This is a genomic window from Chitinophaga sp. CC14 (assembly GCF_048957795.1).
GTDB classification, from domain to species: Bacteria; Bacteroidota; Bacteroidia; order Chitinophagales; family Chitinophagaceae; genus Chitinophaga; species Chitinophaga ginsengisegetis.
This window is the reverse complement of the sequence record NZ_JARBFY010000005.1, coordinates 617,068-639,947: the sequence shown is the minus strand read 5'-3', so window position 1 is coordinate 639,947 and position 22,880 is coordinate 617,068. Positions and strand designations below refer to the sequence as shown.

General features: G+C 45.8%; 19 protein-coding genes. 15 read left to right on the top strand and 4 right to left on the bottom strand.

The window, feature by feature from the left end; all coding sequences use genetic code 11:
• Positions 1-122: 122 nt before the first annotated feature.
• From PV783_RS22180 to PV783_RS22130, 11 genes are all read left to right on the top strand, one after another.
• On the top strand, positions 123-3,485 hold the full coding sequence (locus tag PV783_RS22180) for a TonB-dependent receptor (RefSeq protein WP_420989608.1): 3,363 nt from the start codon (positions 123-125) through the stop codon (positions 3,483-3,485).
• 12 nt (positions 3,486-3,497) lie between these two features.
• Positions 3,498-5,054: a RagB/SusD family nutrient uptake outer membrane protein gene (locus tag PV783_RS22175; protein ID WP_420989607.1), complete on the top strand. Its 1,557-nt coding sequence runs from the start codon at positions 3,498-3,500 to the stop codon at positions 5,052-5,054.
• Between the two features lie 15 nt (positions 5,055-5,069).
• A complete protein-coding gene (locus tag PV783_RS22170) occupies positions 5,070-6,179 on the top strand; it encodes a hypothetical protein (RefSeq protein WP_420989606.1) in 1,110 nt (369 codons plus the stop codon).
• A 4-nt stretch (positions 6,180-6,183) separates the two neighbouring features.
• Positions 6,184-7,236: a DUF6528 family protein gene (locus PV783_RS22165; RefSeq protein ID WP_420989605.1), complete on the top strand. Its 1,053-nt coding sequence runs from the start codon at positions 6,184-6,186 to the stop codon at positions 7,234-7,236.
• Positions 7,236-9,143, top strand: a complete 1,908-nt coding sequence (locus PV783_RS22160) for a beta-N-acetylhexosaminidase (RefSeq protein WP_420989604.1) — start codon at positions 7,236-7,238, stop codon at positions 9,141-9,143. Before PV783_RS22165 ends, PV783_RS22160 begins: the two co-directional genes overlap by 1 nt.
• Positions 9,144-9,146: 3 nt before the next feature.
• On the top strand, positions 9,147-12,269 hold the full coding sequence (locus PV783_RS22155) for a glycosyl hydrolase (RefSeq protein ID WP_420989603.1): 3,123 nt from the start codon (positions 9,147-9,149) through the stop codon (positions 12,267-12,269).
• A 183-nt stretch (positions 12,270-12,452) separates the two neighbouring features.
• Positions 12,453-13,019, top strand: a complete 567-nt coding sequence (locus PV783_RS22150) for a Crp/Fnr family transcriptional regulator (RefSeq protein WP_420989602.1) — start codon at positions 12,453-12,455, stop codon at positions 13,017-13,019.
• Positions 13,020-13,082: 63 nt separating this feature from the next.
• Positions 13,083-13,916: an alpha/beta fold hydrolase gene (locus PV783_RS22145; protein WP_420989601.1), complete on the top strand. Its 834-nt coding sequence runs from the start codon at positions 13,083-13,085 to the stop codon at positions 13,914-13,916.
• Positions 13,917-14,260: 344 nt separating this feature from the next.
• Positions 14,261-15,268, top strand: coding sequence for a bestrophin family protein (locus PV783_RS22140; protein ID WP_420989600.1), 1,008 nt, complete (start codon positions 14,261-14,263; stop codon positions 15,266-15,268).
• A gap of 35 nt (positions 15,269-15,303) precedes the next feature.
• Positions 15,304-15,975: a succinate dehydrogenase cytochrome b subunit gene (locus PV783_RS22135; protein WP_420989599.1), complete on the top strand. Its 672-nt coding sequence runs from the start codon at positions 15,304-15,306 to the stop codon at positions 15,973-15,975.
• Between the two features lie 61 nt (positions 15,976-16,036).
• Positions 16,037-17,077 (top strand): SMI1/KNR4 family protein, encoded by a 1,041-nt coding sequence (locus tag PV783_RS22130; protein ID WP_420989598.1) that lies wholly within the window; start codon positions 16,037-16,039, stop codon positions 17,075-17,077.
• 78 nt (positions 17,078-17,155) lie between these two features.
• Here the strand turns inward: PV783_RS22130 and PV783_RS22125 are convergent, their stop codons facing one another.
• Positions 17,156-17,905 (bottom strand): hypothetical protein, encoded by a 750-nt coding sequence (locus tag PV783_RS22125; protein WP_420989597.1) that lies wholly within the window; start codon positions 17,903-17,905, stop codon positions 17,156-17,158.
• A gap of 109 nt (positions 17,906-18,014) precedes the next feature.
• Complete coding sequence (locus tag PV783_RS22120; protein ID WP_420989596.1) at positions 18,015-18,392, bottom strand: hypothetical protein; 378 nt, start codon at positions 18,390-18,392, stop codon at positions 18,015-18,017.
• Positions 18,393-18,697: 305 nt separating this feature from the next.
• On the opposite strand from PV783_RS22120, the gene PV783_RS22115 reads away from it, so the two are divergent.
• Positions 18,698-19,369: a class I SAM-dependent methyltransferase gene (locus PV783_RS22115; RefSeq protein WP_420989595.1), complete on the top strand. Its 672-nt coding sequence runs from the start codon at positions 18,698-18,700 to the stop codon at positions 19,367-19,369.
• Between the two features lie 39 nt (positions 19,370-19,408).
• Here PV783_RS22115 and PV783_RS22110 read toward each other — a convergent pair whose 3' ends face one another.
• Entirely contained in the window at positions 19,409-19,774 is a 366-nt protein-coding gene (locus PV783_RS22110) for a DoxX family protein (protein ID WP_420989594.1), read from the bottom strand.
• Between the two features lie 139 nt (positions 19,775-19,913).
• Between PV783_RS22110 and PV783_RS22105 the strand changes: the two genes are divergently transcribed.
• From PV783_RS22105 to PV783_RS22095, 3 genes are read left to right on the top strand one after another with little or no spacing between them, the layout of a single operon-like run.
• Positions 19,914-20,252 (top strand): winged helix-turn-helix transcriptional regulator, encoded by a 339-nt coding sequence (locus PV783_RS22105; RefSeq protein WP_079472656.1) that lies wholly within the window; start codon positions 19,914-19,916, stop codon positions 20,250-20,252.
• 27 nt (positions 20,253-20,279) lie between these two features.
• Positions 20,280-21,164 carry a hypothetical protein gene (locus PV783_RS22100; protein ID WP_420989593.1) on the top strand — a complete coding sequence of 295 codons (885 nt, stop codon included), beginning with the start codon at positions 20,280-20,282 and terminating at the stop codon, positions 21,162-21,164.
• 1 nt (position 21,165) lies between these two features.
• Positions 21,166-21,525 carry a DUF4180 domain-containing protein gene (locus PV783_RS22095; RefSeq protein WP_079472658.1) on the top strand — a complete coding sequence of 120 codons (360 nt, stop codon included), beginning with the start codon at positions 21,166-21,168 and terminating at the stop codon, positions 21,523-21,525.
• A 4-nt stretch (positions 21,526-21,529) separates the two neighbouring features.
• Here the strand turns inward: PV783_RS22095 and PV783_RS22090 are convergent, their stop codons facing one another.
• Positions 21,530-22,795 carry an LVIVD repeat-containing protein gene (locus tag PV783_RS22090; protein WP_420989592.1) on the bottom strand — a complete coding sequence of 422 codons (1,266 nt, stop codon included), beginning with the start codon at positions 22,793-22,795 and terminating at the stop codon, positions 21,530-21,532.
• Positions 22,796-22,880 lie beyond the last annotated feature (85 nt).

The following is a 22,880-nucleotide window of genomic DNA, read 5'->3' as shown; positions in this document are numbered from 1 at the left end:
GAAAGCTATTGTAGTCACAGTTTCTGATTATTAAACCCAAACAATCAAATGTAATGAAATTTTACATACCTGACGTGTGCCCAAAAAAAGCCGGCGCCACGTATAAAAAATTCCTGTTGATTATGAAACTTACCTTTGTTTTAATGATCGCAGCGTTAATGGAAGTCAGCGCCTCCGGTTATGCCCAAAAGGTTACGTTATCAGCCAAACAGATCACTCTCCGGGAAGTATTCCGTCAGATCCGCAAGCAAACGGGTTATAATGTTGTGTGGAATGTTGAAATTTTAAAAGATGCACAGCCGGTAGCCTTACAGGTAACCAATGCCACTGTGGAAGAAGTACTGCGGAAAAGTTTCGCCAGTCAGCCCTATACCTATTCAATTCATGAAAACACAATCGTGGTAACGCGTAAACCCGAACTAACAGTGGTTAACATGACCATCAAAGGACGCGTTACCGATACCGAGAATCACCCGATACCCGGCGTTGCCGTAAGGCTGAAAGACTCCCAGATCGGAACTGCCACGCAAGCTGATGGTACCTATACGCTCAGTGTGCCTGATGGAGGCGGCGTGTTGTCATTCAAATACCTGGGTTACACCCCCAAAGAAGTACCGATCAATGGGCAGACTGTTATCAATGTGCAGCTCGAACAATCCACCTCACAGCTTACCGAGGTAGTAGTTGCTTATGGCAAACAAAGTTCGCGCGAAATTATAGGCTCGGTAGCAAAGCTATCTGCCACTGATATTAAAGATCAGCCAACGGGTACTTTCGCGGAAAGGTTACAAGGCAAGTTGCCGGGCGCCCAGGTAGCGCAAACTACCGGCCGGCCAGGGCAGGGGATGGACCTGCGCGTACGCGGCGCCGCATCATTTACCTCCAGCGTGCGCCCATTGGTAGTGGTAGACGGACAGCCTATGCCGGCTAACCCCGATAACATCAACAACATTAACCCCGACGAAATCGAGTCGTTTACTATTCTGAAAGATGCCGCCTCCACCGCTTTATACGGTTCACGCGCCGCCAACGGTGTGATAATCATTACTACCAAAAGAGGGAAATCCGGCGCTACGCAAATAAATTTCAATTCCTATTACGGCACCGCCTCAATGATGCGTGAACTGATCCCGCCGGTTATGAACGCCACGCAACTGGCTACTTACATGAAAGGTTTTTATGAAGATAAGATCAAATACGAAGGCTACACCGGCGGTATACCTGCGGTATATCAGAACCCTGAACAATATGGCGAAGGTACGGACTGGTTCAGCGTGCTGACCAGGAATGCGCCTGTGCAGAACTATAGCCTGTCTATCAATGCAGGTAACGATAAGGCTGCCTACAGTATCGTGGCTGGCTATTTTGACCAGCAGGGTATCCTTGTAAATACCGGCTATAAGCGTTTTTCATTGCGCGTGAATGGTGATTTCAACCCTGGCAAGCGGGTGAAGGTGGGCTTTGGTGTTGCACCTTCTCTGCAACTGGAGCATAACAACAGGCAGGGGGACGGCTTTAACGTGGATGGCCAGCGTGCTATTTTTGCATCTGCCTCCATGATGCCTACAATGGGCTCTCCTTATAACCCGGATGGTTCGCTGGCCCTGGGTATTTCAGGGTTTACCAACCAGTTTGTATGGGCCAACCCGCTGAGGCAACTGCTCGAAGTGAAAGATGACGCTAACAGGTTGCGCGTATTGGCCAATTTGTTTGCAGAAGTAAAAATTACCGATCATCTCACCTTCCGCACATCTGGTAGCGCCGACCTTGGGAACATGACCCGCAACAGGTTTATTCCATCTACTTCAATAGGCGGCTTTAACGCAATACCTATGGAAAATCCGCCGCCAGGCAATAACACTGCTTTGGGGGAATCAATAGTTAATAATGATTACTCCTGGCTGAATGAAAATACATTGAACTACCGGCGGCAATTTGGTAAAGATCATTCACTGGATTTACTGGGTGGTTTTACCGTACAGCGGTCTACAGGTTTTGCAAGCGATATGGTTGGCCGCGATTTTCCGGATAACAGCGTTTCTTATTTAAGTGCTGCTACCCGTTTTACTACCAATACTTCCAGCTTTAATGCCTGGACAATGGCATCGCTCCTGGGTCGTTTAAACTACAGCTATAAAGAACGCTACCTTTTGCAGGCTACCATCCGGAGAGACGGGTCGTCACGTTTCGGGGACAATAACAAATGGGGTACCTTCCCTTCTATTGGTGCAGGCTGGATAGTGAGTGATGAGTCCTTCCTCAAAAATGTGCCGAACCTGAGTTTACTGAAACTAAGAGCCACCTTCGGTTTAACCGGTATGAATGAGATAGGTAACTATACCACCGTACCAGGTATTAGTAATGCCAATTATACTTTTTCAGGCGGCCTGGCTCCTGGAAAAGTACAAACCAGTTTGGGTAACCCGAACCTGGCCTGGGAACGTAACCAGCAATTTGATGTAGGTTTTGATCTGGGTCTGTTTGACAACCGGATTAATTTCTCTTATGATTATTATAATAAGCTGACGACTGGATTGTTATTCGTACTACCTGTTCCGCAATCTTCGGGTTTTTCAACCGTGCAGGATAACCTGGGAGATATCAGCCAATGGGGACATGAGTTTATTGTAAGCACTAAAAACCTGGTTGGAAAACTTAAATGGAACACAGATTTTAATATCTCTTTTAACAGAAATCTTGTTAAAAGAATTGGGTTAAATAATATTTCCTTTGCCGACAACCCGACAAGGACATTATCTGAATTCACCGACTACCGGACACTTGTTGGTAAGCCTATCGGCCAGTTTTATGGATATATATTTGACGGCATCTTCAAAAATCAGGCGGAAGCCGACGCCGGACCTAAATATTATGGAACCGGCACCACTACGCTCTCCCAGGCAGGAACAGTGAGGTTTAAAGATTTAAACGGCGATGGCAAGATCACTTTCCCGGATGATCAGACTGTGATCGGAGATCCTAATCCCAAATTTATATTTGGTTTAAGCAACACCTTTCAGTACCAAAACTTTGATCTGAATATCGCTATATCAGGTACTTACGGCAACAAGCTGAAAAATGGTATGCAGGAAAGTACGTACAACCTGGACGGCGTGTTTAATGGTCCGCCGGAATTACTCGATCGCTGGCGCTCCGAGGCCAATCCGGGTAATGGAAAAGTGGCGCGCACTCTGGCTAACACCACAGCTGCATACCGTACCGATAATACGCTGTTTGTTTATGATGCCTCCCATCTCACAATCAACAATATCACACTCGGGTATATGCTGAGAAAATTCAGGACACCTGTTATCAAAAGCTTAAGAGTGTATGCATCAGCACAAAATGTATACATCTTCACCAGTTACCCGGGCAACCCCGAAGTAAGCGCAGGCGGGCTGGCACTTGTAACGCAGCAGGGGCAGGATCTTGGTGCTTATCCACTGCAAAGAACATTTACGTTTGGCTTGAATCTCGGTCTTTAAAAATCAGTAAAAATGAAAAAGATTTCCTGTTTAATATTAGTGATACTGAGTTTGGTGGAGATATCCTGTAAGAAATTTCTCTCCGAAGTCAATCCCAACAATGTAACATTGGGCAACTACTTCAAAACCCAGAACGATTATGACCTGGCCGTGAACGGCGCCTATAGCCAGTTACGCGGGCTTTATAATAACAGAAGCGCCTGGGTAATGGGCGAAATGCGTTCAGATAACACGCACTACGATTATAAATCATCTGACCAGGCAGTAGCCACCGTAAACCGTTATGCCGTAGCAGATTTTCTGGATGATAAATATAATAACCAGACACCTCCAAAGTGGAATTTAGGTTTTAACGCCATATCAGCAGCAAATGTGATCATAGATCATATTGATGATATTAAGTTGTCTGATGCCAATCGCAATGCTATCCTGGGCCAGGCGAAGTTTATCCGTGCCCTGGTATATTTCGACCTGGTGCGTTTTTATGGCGGAATACCTATCTATAAGCGTGCGCCGCTTAGCCGTGAAGAGACTTATATCCCGCGCTCTTCCGTGCAGGAAGTGTATGACCTGATCGTTGCTGATGCTACCGATGCAGCCGCCAAACTGAGCGCCACCACTTTTCCGCAAACCGGGCGCGCTACAAAGGGTGCAGCGCTCACCCTGTTGGGCGACGTATATCTTACCCTGAAAAAATATGACCTCGCTGAAGGTGCTTTAAAACAGGTAACTGCAATGGGCTATGCGTTGTTTTCAAGTTATGGCGATGCATTTCAGCTGAATAATAAAAACGGTAAGGAATCTATATTTGAGATCCAGTTCAACACCGGGCTGGCCGTGCCACAGGCTAACGTAGAGGCATCTGTTTACAATTTTTTACCGCGTATGGTTAACACTACCGTGGTCACTGGCGTAAACTTTAACAGCGTTACCACGGTAGGTGGCTTTAATACGCCTACACAGGACCTGATCAGCGCATATGAATCGGGCGATCAGCGCCTCGATGCCTCCATCGCTATAGCAGAAGGTACATTTAATGCCACCGATGATTTTACAGCTACTGCGGTTAAATCAGCCGTTGATTATGTTGCGCCGGCAGGCAAAGTAGGACGGCCGTTTCCAAAAAAATACCTGCATACGCATACGATCGGTAATCAAACCAATGATAACTGGCCGGTTTACCGCTATTCAGAAGTTCTATTGCTGCTGGCGGAAAGCCTGAATCAACAGGGCAAATCAGGTGAAGCATTGCCTTATCTGAACGCAGTAAGAGAACGCGCCTTTGGGGATGCGTTGCACAATATCACCAGCACCAACCAGGCAGCATTGCAAACAGCTATTTTAAAAGAAAGAAGAGTGGAACTGGCCTTTGAAAATAAACGCTGGCTCGACCTGGTGCGGACAGGCAACGCTATCACCGTGATGAATGCCTTTGGTGTTCAACAAAAGGCAAAGTATAGTTATCTGCAGGCAGGAAGTTATAATGTTACCCAGAACCGGCTGCTGTTTCCGATACCTAATGCAGAAGTATTACTGAACGATAAACTTACTCAGAACCCAGGTTACTAACTAAAACTCACAGTCATGAAAAACATTATGATGAAGGCGGGTAAATCCTGCCTGCGATCTACCTGTGTGAATTGGAAAGCAATTGTATTCGCTTTACTCGTAGTTTCCTGTTCCCGGCGGACAGATCAGATGCAAGTCGAGGATCAATCGCCGGAAAAGGTGCAACCCAAAACAGAACTGGCCACCTGTTGCTGGGTGGCGATTACCAATGAAGTTCCAAACACCATTGAGGTGTATGATCCCGCGGATGCTGCCTGGACTACGCCTAAATGGACCTGGAAACCCACCACTGCACTGTCGTACAATGCCACCAGTGAAATACCTCTCTGGACGGCGCCTACAGACATCAAGGTGAGGAACAATACCGTATTTGCAGGTACCGCGCAGGTGATTACCGCCACTTCCTACAGGTTGGCCACCATAGCCCGTTACACAGGTACGGGTACTAAAGGGCAGAAGCTGTGGGTAATGGGTTTTAATGACACCACCAGCCTGCATGCAATGGAAATACTGCCTGACGGCAACTGTGTGGTTGCCAGCGCCGGGAAAACATGGCCGCAGGGATGGATCCGTATCTATTCATCATCACAGCCATCACCCAATCATGGCGTATACACACAATACTTTTACACCTCCGTTCATGCAGTACTTTGGGATGCCACGCACCAGGTGCTCTGGGCGCTGGGAAATTCGCTGAGAAAATACAGTTATAATCCTCCCGGATCCGGCGGCACCATCACAAACCCTAAGTTGCGTTTGGATACTTCTTATGACACTTTGCCAAGCCCCTGGGGGCACGACCTTGCAGCCGATGTGAATAACCCGGACCAGTTGCTGGTTACCACCAATGGAGGTGTTCATATTTTTCATATATCCAGCGAAACCTTCAGTGACATGCCTGGAGCGGCATATGGAACCTTTACGAAAGCTATTAGCAGTCAACCCGGACAGAATACGCTTATAGAAACACGACCCAGCACTGGCTGCCCGTTGTATTCCACCAGGAATTGGTGTACGTCCACAGTTAATTTTTATAATGCCACCACCGGCGCTGCAACGGGCTCCCGTACTGTAAGCGGAGCCGCTATTTATAAAGCGAAAGCATTTGATCCAAACTATTATTGATACGATGAGAAGAATAATATGGATAGGCGCTGCTATTGCTTTGGCTATTTTTCAAATGGCCTGTAGTAAAAAATCAGGAACCAATACAGATCCCGGTCCCACAAATAATCCGCCAGTCGTGCAGTCCTATCCTGGACTGCAGCTGGCATTAACCAATGATGCCTCTAAGCAGATAGAGATTTATGATCCGATGATCACAGACTGGAATTCCGCGGACGCAAAAAAGTGGAGATGGTCGCCTACTACGGCACTGGGTTTCAGTACAAATGAAATTAAGAGCTTTGGCGGCGGTACCGATTTCAAAGTGCGGAAAATGAAAATCTGGCAGGATGCCAGCTATGCAGTAATCAGCGACAACGGTATGGCGGCGTTGATTGCCTATCCATCCGGACAGCGGGTATGGTCAAAAGTGATCGGTGGCAACCTGCATTCGGCAGAACTGTTGCCTAATGGTAACATCGCCCTCGCGGCGTCTGATGGTAACTGGGTCAGGGTGTATGCTTCTTCACAGGGAGCTGATAACAACACCTACGCGGAGTTTACGCTGGGCGCGGCACATGCCGTATTATGGGACCCGTTGATTAATGGATTATGGGTTACCGGCCAGGACTTATCCGGCAATACACACATCCTCACCGCACTGGCTGTTGGCGGCACTGCTGCCAACCCCGAATTAACGGAACTAAAACAGTACCGCGTTACATTGCCTTCTGCCTGGGGCCATGAAGTAAGCGCGTACTATGGCAATACCAACCTGTTATGGGTTACTACCAACGGAGGGGAATATGTCTTTAATAAAACTACAAAAACCTTTTCCATGTCGCCCACAAACAACCTGACCTTTGTAAAAGGCATGGGGAACCAACCCAGCGGGCAGATTGTACTGGTGCGGCCCGACGCAAATAAAAATCCGCGTCCTGCCATCAGTTGCCCGCTCAACAACTGGTCTTCCAGCACAGTTGATTTCTATACATCAGGCGGGGATTGGCAGGGATCGAGAATAGTGAACGGTGCCTGTTTCTATAAAATAAAAATAGTTTACGACAATTATCAGTAATGTACTTTAGCAAAAAGATATATACCTGTTGCCTGGTGTTACTGGGCTTTGGTGCCGGCAGAAGTGTTGCGCAGCAGGCCACACCGGCGCTGATTCCTATGCCGCGTTCTGTAAAAATGGATACGGGCAGCTTTCTCTTCAACGCCAATACACTGATCCGGACAGATGTTCCCGAAAAGCACGTGGTAGAGTATTTCACAGATCGTTTGCTCAGCACCTGGAAGTTCAGCAACAAGGTAGTAACAGGTACCACGGGCTCGCAGCCGGAACTGTTCATCACTACCACTGGTGCAGAACAACTCCCCGCAGAAGGATACCGGCTGTCGGTAACACCAAACCGCATTACCCTCACCGGCAGAAACGCGGGCTTGTTTTATGGGATGCAAACCTTGTTGCAGTTGTTGCCCGCATCAACAAACGGAACGGCAGCCATTCCTTGTCTTACCATAGAAGACGCTCCCCGCTTCGGTTACCGCGGACTCATGCTGGATGTTTCCCGGCATTTCTTTACGGTAGAACAGATCAAAGACCTGCTCGACCTGATGGCTTACTATAAACTGAACCGTTTTCACTGGCATCTTACCGACGACCAGGGATGGCGGCTGGAAATCAAAAGTTGTCCTGAGCTAACGAAAGTGGGCGCCTGGCGTGTGCCACGCATCGAGTTCGGCGGCAATACCCTGCCACCACAACCCGGCGAAGCCGCCACCGATGGCGGATTTTACACCCAGGAGCAGGTGAAGGAAATTATCCGCTACGCTGCTGAAAGACACATCGATATATTGCCTGAAATTGACGTGCCGGGTCATTCTATGGCTGCCATAGCAACCTATCCTGAGCTGTGCGTTACGCAGAATCCTGATATCAAAGTGAACCCTGGCAGCAGCTTCGCCAAATGGTTTCCCTCGGGAGGTTTTGAAATGTATGTAGATAATTCCCTCAACCCCACGGATGAACGGGTTTACAAGTTTCTTGATAAAGTATTCGGTGAAGTAGCAGCATTGTTCCCTTACCCGTACATTCATGTTGGCGGAGATGAATGTTACAAAGGCTTTTGGGATAAAAGCCCTGTTGTGCAGCGTTTCATGAAGGAACACCACATCAATGATACCCATGAGCTGCAAACTTATTTTATTTCAAGAGTGAATAAGATTATTCAGTCGAAACACAAAAAACTGATTGCCTGGGATGAAGTAGCAGCAGGCAATGCAAAAGACAGCATCACGGTGATGAACCGGTTTGGCGAAAAGGGCGCCATTGAACAAATAAGAAAAGGGCTGGACATCGTACTGGCGCCCAGTCGTAACGGGCTTTATTTTGATTATGCGCAGAGTGCTTCAGATCAGGAACCATCCAGCCACGGAGGCAACGAGCCGGTATGGAAAGCCTATCAGTATAACCCGGAATACCCTGCATTGTCCGGAGAAGAACGTAAACACATTATGGGCGTGGAAGCCTGCATATGGACGGAAAACATCCCTGATGTTTCGAAACTCCAATATATGATGCTGCCACGTATGCTGGCGCTGGCGGAAACAGGATGGTCAGATGAAACGGCCAAAGACTATCCACATTTCGCCGGCACAGCATTACCATTACACCTGGAGCGCTTCGATAAAGCCGGTATCAACTACCGCGTGCCCACAGTTTTTAATTACACGGATTCAACAATAATAACCGGTACTTTCAGGTTTGAAGTACAATCACCTGTACCGGGAGCCAGGATATTTTATACACTGAATAACCGTCCGCCGGGCGACTATGATCACGAATACCGGGAACCCGTAACTATTACGGTTCCCAGGGGGAAAACAATCACGCTCAAAACCATTGTTATCACTCCCGCAGGCCGCAGAAGTGTTATCACGCGTACCGTACTGGATAATAACGATAAACTGAAAAAATAACCTATGCTAACAAATATCCGCCTATTCTTGTACAGTGCTTTGCTCCCCGCTGCTATATTTATTTCTTCCAATGCCAATGCACAACAACCATTGGAACGTTTTGAAGAGGTTGCAGCGGGGTTTAAAAGCCCTGGCAGGGATTATGGCACAGTGCCATTCTGGGTATGGAATACGAAAATCACCAAAAGAAATATCGATTCCATGCTGAATGATTACCGGAAAAATGACTTTGGCGGCGTGATCATTCATCCACGGCCCGGGTTAATTACGGAGTTCTTATCAAAAGAATGGTTTGATTTATTTGAGTATGCCCTTCAGCAGGGGAAAAAGTTAGGACTGAATATCTGGATATACGACGAAAACTCATACCCTACAGGCTTTGCTGGCGGATTAGTGGGAGAGCAAATGCCCGAAGCCTACAACCAGGGTCAGATGTTGTATATGGAAGAAGCAACCCGGTTGCCTGATGATCTTTCTGCTTTCTTTTTATTTCTTAAAGAAGAAAATGGATTTTATAAAGACGTAACGAATAATTTGAAAGAAGAAGAAGGGAAAACCGGGCATTACCAGTTATTCAAAAAAGTAAATTATCAACGATCCAACCGGGGCTCGGTGGCAGGTCCTATTGGCGTGTCTTATGTAGACCTGATGGCCAAAGGCGTTACGGATAAGTTCATCGACATTGCATACAAAAGTTATGAAAAAGTGGTGGGCAATGAATTTGGGAAAACGATCAAAGGCGTTTTCTCTGATGAACCCACCATCATCAACGAGGGCCGCAACTGCGTACGCTGGACGCCTGATCTGTTCGACCGGTTTTATAAAGACTGGCACTACGATCTGAGGTTACATCTGCCGTCCCTGTTTAAAGAAACAGGTGATTGGAAACGGGTACGCCATAATTACTACCAGGTTCTGCTGGAACTATTTATCGACCGGTGGTCTAAACCTGTGTCAGCCTATATGAGTGCTCATCAGCTTACCTGGACGGGGCATTATTGGGAACATGGTTGGCCAAGCCCTTATCATGGGCCAGATAACATGGCCATGTATGCCTGGCATCAAATGCCGGGTATTGATATGCTGTTCAACCAGTTTAATGAAGATAAACCGGTGCAGTTTGGCAATATACGCGCCGTCAGGGAGCTGGGGAGTGTGGCTAATCAATTGGGTAAAACACGTACCCTGTCTGAAACCTATGGTGGCGCTGGTTGGGAGCTTACCTTCAAGGATATGAAACGCCTGGCCGACTGGGAGTTTGTATTAGGAGTTAACTTCCTGAATCAGCACTTATCGTTTATGACGCTCACGGGTGCACGTAAATACGATTATCCGCCCAGCTTCTCTTATCATGAACCCTGGTGGCCCTATTACCGTTTCATGAATCATTACTTCACACGGTTGTCTTACCTATTATCCAAAGGACAGCAGTACAACAACATCCTGGTAATTGAACCCACCACTTCGGCCTGGATGTATTACGCCAGGGATGCGGAAAACAAACGTTTCTTCGATATCACCAAAACTTTTAATGATTTCGTGACAAAGATGCAGCGGTCGCACCTGGAATATGATTTAGGTTCAGAAAACGTGATCAAAGATCATGGCCGTGTTGATGGCAATAGCTTTGTAGTAGGACAACGGGCTTACAAGGTGGTAGTGATTCCGCCGGGTATGGAAAGTATCAACAGCGCCACCTTCCGTTTACTGAAAGACTATATCGCAGCCGGGGGAAAGGTGATTTGTTTTGAACAATTAAGATTAGTAGATGGAGCAGTGAACAATGAACTTTCCATCATCAGCCAGATCCCGGAAATGAAACCGGATCTGTTCCATAATGAAGGCTTTAGCATCTCAGGATTAAAAGGCGACAGCATTGGTGGTAACATTTATCATCAGCGCCGTAAACTGGCCAACGGGGAATTATTGCTGTTAACCAATGCCAGCATGACCGGAGCCTCTTCAGGCAGCATCCACATGCGGGGACAGGACGTGGTACAGATGGATATGAATTCGGGAAATATTTCCCGCATTAACTATTCGCTGCATGATCAGGAGGTGCATTTCGACTTTAATATCCCGCCCGCCGGAAGCCAGGTGCTGTTTATTGCGGATAAGAAATTACCGGAATATAAAATAAACGCACCAGCCGCAGAATGGGCTACCGTGAACGCTTCCGCGACAAAAATAAGCAGGCCGTTTGATAACAACCTGACGATTGATTTTTGCGATCTTCATTTGCATAAGCCGGATTCAAACTATACTAGTATACACGTAGGCGTAGCTTCCAATACGGCTTTCAAACACCACGGGTTTACGGATGGCGTAGGCAACCCCTGGAATAACCGTACCCAATTTAAACAGGCGATTGTAAGCCGGGATACTTTTTCCGTTGGCACCGGGTATACAGCTGTCTATCATTTTAATATAGCCGCCGGTGTTGATTTCCGGAATTTCAAAGCGGTAATAGAGCAGCCGGAACTTTGGCATGATGTAAAGATTAATGGCGAGTACATTAAAAATGAACCCGGGCAATGGTGGCTGGACCGCTCCTTTGGCGTGTACCGGATTGGCCGCTATTTAAAAACCGGGGATAATGAACTGGCTGTAACCGTTTCCCCTATGAGCGTTTATGCTGAAATTGAACCGGTTTATATTTTGGGAGATTTCAGCCTGGAAGCGGCATCACGCGGCTGGAGCATCGTTAAACCGCAACCATTACAGTTTGGTTACTGGGATAAGCAGGGACTACCTTTATATGGCCACGGTATCACCTATACGAAAACATTTACTATAACAGAGCCGGGCAAATCATACGCCGTGGAATTAGGTAAATGGAAGGGAACGGTGGCAGCGGTAAAGGTCAACGGGGTACTTGCCGGCGTTATCACTGCTGAACCCAACAGGCTATCTATCGGGGAATTCGTAAAAAAAGGAACGAATAAGATTGAAGTAACCGTAACCGGTAGTCTGAAGAATGTTTTAGGACCATTTTACAACAAACCTGCGCCAGGATTGGTTGACCCGGGTAAATGGTACAATGTGAAAACGCAGCCGCCAGGGAATGAATATGATATTTACGATTACGGACTAACAGAGGATTACGGGATTAAGGTTATGCGCTGAGGTTAGTTTGTATCATTGTAAATGACCGGTATTTGTCCTTTCCACTTATTCCAGGTGATATCATCTGTGATAAGCCTGGTTATGCAATGAGGTATCCTGTCCAAAATTCATTTGCGCAAGATAATGAATCTGTTTATTTTCATATTTGCCGGGAATTTTAGTTAAAATGAAGAGGACTATTTTATGGAGCGATATGAATTTTTCAGACAATTTCACGACATCAGTATAACAGACTATCATTTGCTGACTGATTGCCTTAGTACCAGGTCGTTTAAGAAAGGGGAGTTCATTACCGTTCCCGGACAGATCCAACGGCAGCTTTACTTTGTAAAAAGCGGTGTCCAGATGTCTTATTTTGACACCGGCGATAAAATCTATACCCTTGCCTTTACCTATTTCCCGTTTTTATGTGCCATAGCAGAGTCTTTTTCGTTCCAGGTACCTTCGAAATACTTTTTAGTTTGTTTGACGGACAGCGAATTGGAGTACATCACTTACAACGATCTGCAAACAGTGGTTAACCAATCGCAACAAATAGAAAGGTTCTTCAGGCGAATGACGGAAGCCATGCTGGCAGGTATGATTGATCTCCATATTGAACTGCGTGCAATGACTATTGAAGAACGATACAAAACTTTTTGCCGGAAAAGCCCGCACCTGCTTCAGCTTGTGCCGCACAAGTACATCGCCTCTTACCTGGGTATAGACCCCACTAATTTCAGTAAGCTGTTTAACAACGTGATATTCTGATGTTGGTGCACACCAAGATTTGTTTGCCGGCAAGTTCAGAACTTTGGAAGCAAATAAACAGGCATGCAAACGAACAAAACAATTATTTCTTCCAATAACACGACAGACAGCTGTGGTAACTATGCAGAGGTCAACGGACTAAAGATGTATTATGAAATATATGGTGAAGGAAAACCGCTGTTACTGTTGCCCGGCGCGCTTTCCGGAATCAGCACTGCATTTGGGAAGCTGATTCCTTTACTTGCCACAGAAAGGCAGGTCATCGCTGTTGAATTCCAGGGATATGGCCATACAACTGATGTCCCAGGTCGTCCACTTTCCTATGAACAACTTGCAGATGATGTGATGGCATTACTTGATGTTTTGAATATCACTCAAACAGATATTTTCGGGTATAGTACAGGTGCCGGAGTGGCTTTGCAGGTAGCTATCCGCAAACCTGGTGTGATCAGGAAACTTGTACTGGCTTCTGTTAGTTACAACAGCAACGGACGTCATCCGGATCTTAAAACCCTTTTTAGCCCGGAAGTGATGGAGGTAGCTCTGAAGGGGAGTCCATATGAAACGGAGTACCTGAACACGGCCGCGAATCCCGGAAACTGGTCCGTACAACTTGCCAAAGTAAGGGCGTTTGAACAAACAGTGCAGGACTGGCCTGAGGACGAAATCAGAAGCATTAAGGCGCCTGCCCTGATTATTGCCGGCGATGCGGATATTATTCAACCAGCGCATATTTTAGCCTTGTACAAATTATTTGGTGGCGGGAGCTTAGGTGAGTTATCAATGCCTGCTTCACAACTGGCAATATTGCCGGGAACCATGCATACAGCATTAACACAAAAAACAGATTTATTGATGGCAATGATCCCCGGTTTTCTTGATCAGGATCACGGATAAAGCAGCGCCTTGTTATGCATTAACCCGTTGGGTGAAATTAAGTGATTTAATTTCACCCAACGGGTATTCTTACCACGGACTGGCATTACCTGGCAACTTGCTCCTGGCCGGGTAGTTTCCGTTCACTTACGGGCTGCCACGTTTCATTCCCGCGACCAGGAAACCCGGCATTTCCGGGAGTGAACCAGGTAACAATTACACTATATTTCGTGTATACGAAAGTGAAATAACGAAATATCGTGTAATTTTTTTGCTGGTTAGAAGATAATCACCTGATTTCTAATGAATTTTTTTGCTGGCCTGTTGATTGTAAATTGACAATACCAAACAGAAAGACTAAAAATATGCATGGAGGTAAATCATACAAATTCGGGGAATTTCTCTTCTGGACACGAAGAAAGGTATATGTACTGCTGGTTATAAGCATTGTACCGGTGATACTATACGAAACATGCGGCCTGGAATGGATCAGTATCCCCTGGACGGTAGTAGCGCTGTTGGGCACTGCCACCGCATTTACCGTTGGGTTCAAAAACACACAGACCTATAACCGCACTAATGAAGCACAACAGGTTTGGACATCTATCGTGAGCCTTAGCAGGTCATGGGGGATATTCAGCAGGGATTTCTTCTCCAATACAACTACAACACGGGAGCTGATCTATCGTCATATGGCCTGGTTAACGGCGCTTCGCTATGAAATGCGGACACCACGCACATGGGAAACAATAGACAGGAAGCACAATACAGAGTACCAACGGTTTTACCGTGTGGCAGAAAGGGAAACGCCGTTAGACAAGGAGCTGGCAAAATATCTTTCCGGCCAGGAACTAAAAGAGGTGTTAGCGGCCAGTAATACTGCAGCCCGCATTTTGGCGAACCAGGGCAAATTATTGCGAAAAAGTTTTGATGAGCAGCAGATGCAGATCGCACAATTTCTTGAAATGGAAAAGGGGCTCAAAGAGTTTTATATCAGCCAGGCTAAAAGCGAGCAGGTGAAAAATAGTCCGTATCCGCGGCAATATGCCGTGGTTAACAGTTTTTTTATCAGGATCTTTTGCCTGCTGCTGCCGTTTGGATTGCTGAGGGATTTTGATAAGCTCAATGAGTTGGTGGAAGGGGTGGTAAAAGGACATATGGTATGGCTCGTGGTTCCCTTCAGCATTATGATTTCCTGGATGTATACCTCGCTGGAACAAATTGGCGAAAGCACTGAAAATCCTTTTGAAGGCAGTGCGAACGATGTACCGCTCACCAGTATATGCCGCGATATTGAAATAGAATTGCGTGAACTGCTGGAGGAAAAAGATCTTCCACCGAAACTATATCCTCAGCATAACATCCTTCTTTAGTCCCGGCTTTAGCCGGTTAAAAACATTATTATATCATGAACTGGTTTACTACATTTTTGTCAAGTTCTATCGGTAAGAAATTCCTCATGGCAACAACCGGGCTGTTTCTGATCAGCTTTCTCGTGGTGCATTGTTTCGTTAATGCCATGATCTTTTATAACGACGGTGGCCAAACCTTTACCCTTTGGGCGCATTTTATGGCTACCAACGTGGTAATCCGGACAATTGAAATTGTATTGGTGCTGGCGTTTATCGCGCACATTGTACAGGGCTTATGGTTATGGAAGAAAAACAGGGATGCCCGGCCGGTGAAATACCGTGTAAACAAACCGGGCGCCAACAGCACCTGGTATAGCAGGAGCATGGCATTGCTGGGAACGGTCATTTTGTTGTTCCTGGTAGTGCATACTTCCAATTTCTGGATTCCCAACCGTACAAATCAGTTTCTGCATGGAGAGGAGCTGCCGTTGTATGAAATGATGCTGGAAAAATTTCATCATCCGGTAGAAGTTGTGATATATCTCATTGGCTGTTTCTCGCTTTTCTGGCACTTATTGCACGGGTTCAAAAGCGCTTTTCAATCATTGGGCCTGAATCATGTGAAATACAATACGCTCATCAGGTACAGCGGTATTATATTTTCCATTATAGTGCCGTTTATACTGGCCATGATGCCGGTATCTATTTATCTGCACTGGATAGGGTAATTTTAGTATGAATGCGCTATTTTTGACCAGGTGAATAATTTTAAACGAAGTTTTTTTTATTATGAAGATAATCGGGAGAGAAGAACTGGAGCGGAAGTTATTTGAAGAAACGGATGGGATAAAGTTTTCCCGTCATAAAGATAAATTGATAAAGCTTTTTGCAGAATCGGAGCGGGAAGCTGTGATACACGCATTCATGCAGTATGCCAGGGAGGGCGGATTAAAACATTGGCGTGGTTTCCTGATGACAGATATTCTCGGCCTGGTGCAGGAGGGCGAATCGGCTTATGCATCATTTTTTAAATGGGCGCTTACCGATCCGGCAACGGCCTACTGGGCGGTTGATGGATTTCTGAAAACAGCCGGGCCGGAAGCTTACCCCTTACTGGTAACAATGGCAACTGATGAAGCCGTGGAATTGGCCGTCCGTGCAAATGCCATCAAATGCCTGTCGGTACACAGCCAACAAACATTCGACAGTGGCCTCCCTGCTGATCCCGGCTATTGGAAACCTGAGCAGTTGCCCGTTCAGGCGTTGTTGCAGTGGCAGGAGGAAGGGTATCCCCAGGGCGTAGGATACGCGCCGCCGGTAACGCGCCCTGCATTGCTGGAGCCGGTAACGCCCTTGGAAAACCTGGCCGCAAAGCTTGAAAAGAAACTGGCGAAACTGCGGAAGCAGCGCTATGATAAGGCCAATCCCGATAATCACCTGGTGGTGGCCAACGAAAATGACCTGGTGCGTATTACTGAAAAATGGACGTTACCGGAAACATATGCGTTATTCCTCAGAAATTTTTCACCACTGCATGTACAGATCGATGGCGACAGCTTTGAGCAGGGGCTACATCTCTACGGCGCACAGGAGTTGATAGCGCGTCAATCCGGATATTCGCTGAATACCGTTACCAATGAGGTTATACCGGAGTGGCCCCCGCATCTGTTGGTAATCGCCGATGATGGTGGTGATCCTTACTGCCTGGATTTGTCGGTGATCAGCAATGGTGATGCTCCTATACTATACAGCCAGCATGGCATGGGATACTGGGAGTTTGAGAAAGCGGCCGATAGCTTTATAGATTTTCTTAAGATACTGACAAAGTAAAAAATGCAATTATTACTGAATAAGAAAAAGCCTTCAAATCGTTAGATCTGAAGGCTTTTTTCTGAAAGCAGATAGTCATTAAAACTTAATCAGCAGTTTTTCCGAGATCAGCTTATTATCTTTATAATATTCAAAATACCAATCTCCGTTCTTCTTCAGCACTATTCCATGAGATGCCTCGTTATCGGCAATAAAATAATCCTGCACGGAAGTTTTAAATAATGTCAGTACTTTTTTCGGAGAGGTGTCAATTAACTGATATCCGTTAGCGGTTGCCTGGGCATATAACGTGCCGGCAGCTTCCTTTGTTTCTGCAACGGCAGGTGTTGTAGTAGCGGCAGGAGTGGGAGCCGGGGCTACTGCCGGGGCAACGGCCTGCTGGGGCGCTTCACTAACAGTTCCGTCATACGCATATGGTACATCATTCAGTGAGGTAAAGGCGTCTCTTAAAGCGAGGTTATAGGAAGCGGCAAATTCTTTCTCCCTGCTTTTACCTTCTTTACTTTTAAAGATGACATTGCCTTTGCAGTCCTTTAGTAAAAGTGTAAGATTGGTAACAAACAGTCCTTTTTTCTGCACCACATCGGCATTCAGGGCATTGCATCTATTGCCGGCCAGTTCTTTTGGTATTTCTGAATTGTCGAAATAAACGGTAAATCCTTTTTCTTCCAGCAGCGCTTTGGTTACAGTGTTTAATCCATACTGGTTATCTTCCCGCGAAAAATTAAATCTTTCCGGTATCACCACATATTTGTAATTATTGATCGTATTCTGGGCATACCCGGAAAATGAAATGAATAAAAGAATGATGAAGGCGTATCTTTTCATAAAGTATTTAGTGTTCTGATTACGACGAATATATACAAAATAATTGTCAAAATCAGCAGAATCCCGGAACGGGGGAATGCACCGTTCCGGGATTGTTTACATAAAAATATTATCTGCCACAGTCTGCAGTCCAGGACCTGCCGTCCCTTGCAAAGCCTATCACCAGCTTGTCTTTATTAATTGTTATAAGGCCGGTACCTGAAGAGCCAACGCTTATCATCGTGTTATCGTCTTTCTTTTCAAACTGCACACCAGTAAGATCAGGGATACCGTCGGAGAACCTGAAATCATACCGGGTACCAATTTTTGTGACGAAAACGCTGCCATTGTCCTGGGAGATATTTTTCTCAGAGTCAACATACCCGATCTTTCCCCTGAAAGTACCGGCAAAGATATCGGTGTCTGCAGGATCGGTGTCTTTACTACAGGAAACAAAAAGGATGGCTGATAACAACAACACTCCAATGATGCTAAGAATCGGTTTCATAAACAGTTTTTTAGGTTATTCAATACAGATTTAAATACAAAAATGCAATTAGCATACCAGAAGCGCTCTTACCCGGGTGCCTCTTCTATATATCAGGCTATCACCGGTATTTGGGTGAAGAGATACACAGAATGGGTATGTATATGCTATGATACAACCCTTTTGAGCCCCGGGAAGGGGCGGAAACATTATATTTCGTAATTTGTAAGAAGCAAAAGGGGCCTCCCGCGCAGAGGGCGCTTAATAAAAGGAGTGTAGTCAGTTTGCTGAAGCCGGCGATTACAAAAGCATCAAAAAAATAAATCATGGATCAATCAACAAAAATAACCGCTTCCTGGCATGCCAATGCCCATAACTGGATTGCATCCATTGATAACGCAGAAATTGAAACCAGGATACTGGTAACCAATGATGCTATTGTGAACACAATTTGTTCCCACAATATTCAGTCAATATTAGACATCGGCTGTGGCGAAGGATGGCTTACCCGTTGTTTGCAAAACAAAGGAATCATGTCCTTTGGTGTAGATGCTATCAGCGCTTTAATAGAAAATGCCATTGAAAAAGGTGGGAATCACTATGCAGTAGCCAGTTTCAATGACCTGGCTACAGGTAAATATACTATCGGAAACAGGCCGGATGCAGCTGTCATTAATTTTGCACTGCTGGATAAAACAGATTCGGAAACACTGTTGAAGAATATAAAGAAATTGATTGGTCCCGGGGGACTAGTGTTTATTCAAACATTACACCCATCTGCAATTGCGCAGCAGGAACCCTATGTTTCCGGGTGGAAAGAAGGGAGTTGGAAAGGTTTGAAAAGAGATTTCGAACAACCGTATGAATGGTATTTCAGAACATTGGGGGCGTGGGTATCGCTGTTCAGCGAGGCAGGATTAACAATCCGGAAAATAGAAGAACCGTTGCATCCTCAAAGTCAAAGCCCGGTGTCCATCATCTTTGTATTGAAGGCATAAAAGAATTTGGTACTTCTATTCCCCGGAGTGTCATCATCATCATTTGTTTAGCGGCAGAAACACCTCTTTTGATTTTAGAAACATGGAGATCCAGAGTATCGCCAGAAATACAACGGAAGCAGTGGGCTGTCCACCGGATATTTCCAGGCACAGGGCGCCGCCGAAATAACAGCTTGCCAGCAGGAACCCGGTTTTATTGGTTACCGGGTAAAGCAACAACGCTGCAATGATCAGTTCAGTTACACCGAGTGCTTTTATATAGTTGCCAAACCCCGATTTTGTCAGGAACTGCATCACTGATTCAGGCTCCGCTCCAATTAGTTTCATTACTCCTCCCATCACAAGCACTATAATGGGAATGGCCATCAGTACCATGGATAGGATACGCTTCGTTTTAGCTGTCATCGTTATTTTTTAAAGCTGTTATCAATTATGCAGCAAAAGTATCTACATTTGCTATACTTGTGATAGTACTATCCCGTTGGATAGCGCTATCCGATCGGATAGTAACGTGAAAACATCGTTTGAATAAAAAGATAAAAAAATGCTGACACGGGAAGGATGCCCACATAGCGTATTGGCTATAAAAGATGCTTTGGAAGCTCTGGAAGGCAGATGGAAGCTGCTTATCATGCTTTCTTTATCTACCGGGAACAAGCGTTTCAAACAAATATCAAAAGAGGTGGGCGGTATTACGGATAAAGTACTGTCAAAAGAATTGAAAACGCTGGAAGCAAATAAACTGATAAAAAGAGAAGTGCATAATACATTTCCTCCTACGGTTGAATACTCAATCACCCAACACGGCACCTCTATCGAAAAAATACTGGATTCATTGCATGATTGGGGGATGGAACACAGAAAACAGGTGATAGGAAAGTAAATTGCTAATAGCGATCCCACGGCAAAGATGACCATTTTTGAGCTACAACTGTATATCGCCGAAACAGAAAAGAATCCGGCACTCTACCAGGAGCATGAATTTGATAAGCGTATAGAGGCGATAGACTTTATCGATTTCCAGGTTCTCGGCCGGATTGATGAACTCCTGCCGGGAACGGATCAACCGGATCAGCTGATCTTACTCAGGAACCGCGCTGAAAAGGTAAAGGCTAAACTGGAAGAAATTGATGTTACCCTCTTTCAGCAACTTCAGCAAACCATCAAAGCAGCCGGGTATACTACGAACGGGTTCAAAAACCTGGTGAATGAATACGTGGATACCAGCTCTGAAGAAACAGGCTATGATAACCTGGATATCTTTATCAACGGATTATCTCCTCTTCAAACGATGCCGGAACAAACCAGGGATCTTGAACCTGAAATGGTATATTATCAGAAAACCCCGGCCAGGATCGTGTTTGAACTTGCAGAGAAAGCACATCTCGTAAAAGAAGATATCTTTTTTGATATCGGCGCCGGGCTGGGACAGGTAGCTATCCTCGTACATCTTCTTACCGGAATCCCCACCAGGGGAATAGAGTTGGAGCCGGCTTTCTGCGATTATGCAGGGGATTGCGCTGCAGCACTCTGTCTGCCGGATGTTATATTCACAAATGTGGATGCGCGGGAAGCAGACTATTCGGAAGGAACGGTATTTTTTATGTTCACACCTTTCAGGGGAGAAATTATGCAGGAGGTTTTAGCGATCCTGAAAAAGGAGTCGCTGCAAAGAAAAATAAAAATCATTACCTACGGCCCCTGCACTGCCAGGGTAGCATTGGAAAGCTGGCTGTATTTTGCAACCCCGGAGGATAACAATATGTATAAACTGGCTGTTTTTAATAGTTACTGATATGAAGATAACAATACACGGGAACGGAAATACGAGGATAGCAGAACTAGTTGCAGATGAAGTACTGATACAAACGCCTGATGAGGCGCTGCAGTTAATTATGGATCTGCATTACCAGGACTTCGATAAAATGATTATCCGTGAGAAAAATATCACACCGGCATTCTTTGATCTGAAAACCGGTGTCGCAGGAGAAATTCTCCAGAAGTTCTCCAATTACAGGTCGCGGCTGGTCATCATCGGCGACTTTTCAAAATACCCCGGAAAAAGCATCAGGGATTTCATTTACGAAAGCAATAAAGGTCGTCAGGTTAACTTTATGGATTCGCTGGAAGCAGCGATTGGGCAATTATTAAAATGACCGATTAATAAGGATTACCCACTACGTTTATTTTACTTAACAGCTGCGGGTTGGTCATTGAGCTGTAGTCGTATTGATAAATCCCATCCCTGGCGCTTACCAGCAGGCGGTGCTGGTTCTCAAAAGGAATAACATCGTATGTATCTGGCCCTTTTATCAGCTTTGTAGTGGTAATATTACTGATACTTGTGGCATCCATGAAGCGGAGCCCGAACTGTCCTTCACAAACAAAGAGCTTCCCGTTATCGATACCTAAACCGTGCGGGTTTTGCATTTCAGTAGTACTCAATTTCACGGGACTATCCACATTACTGATATCAAAGATCTGCAGCTGATTGATGTTACCTGCGCATATGGCGCCGCTTCTGATGGTAACATATGCCCTGTTTCCTTCCACCACTACCGGGTCGCATGCCCTGAAATGGGTAACCATGGAGCGTTTGGCAGGTGCCGCCGGATTCGTGATATCATAAATGAACATCGCGCTCTGGCTACCGATAAAAAGATATTCACCATATGGGAAAATGGTTTCAATAAACGTGTTAAAGGTTTGCAGGCTTTTAAACGCCGGGTTAGCGGCATCGGTGAGATCAAATGCTTTCAGCTGCCACGAATTTACGGTATAGAGATAATTTTTGGCGATGGTGAACCTGGCCATAGACCCGCCTTTCCCGGTGCCGGCCTGGTTTTTATAAGAAGCGGCTACTTCTGCGCTGGCAAAGTATATCATGTCGCGGTCCGCGGAACAGTCACAGTAAGTGGTATCCTTAACGGTATAGCCAATCACCATACTGTCCTGCTTTAAGCGCCATCCTACTATCATGCCGTTTGCGTCGGTAGGGTAGCTGGTGGCTTCCGGTATCCGTTTAACAAACGCGATATTACGCGGATCGCTGATATTGAATACGATCAGGTCAGTATAGCTGTCGGCATAAAGGAAATCCCCCTTTATGGCGATGTCTACATTTCCCATCACATTTAAAAAAGAAACTTTCTGAGGGGATGATGGATTACTGTTATCAATAACGTGGATGCCGGCGTAAGGCTCATTCACAAAAATATACTGGTCTTTCACATAGATCTTGCCGGTGTGGGAAATTTCCTTTGGCGCCTCCGATTTAATGGAAGCCTGGTAGTCCGACAATGCCATCAGAATGGGCGTGTGTATTTTTGTAGTGATGGTTTTAGTGCACTTCTCCTTTGTGCATCCGCCCAGTACCAGGATAGCCACGATAAGAACCGGGAATTTAATATAGGTAGAAATATGCATGGGGATAGCTTTGATCGTTTAACGAGGGTGGCGGAACAAATGTTACAGGAGGGTATGCCGGTGGATATCACGATAATTATAGGTT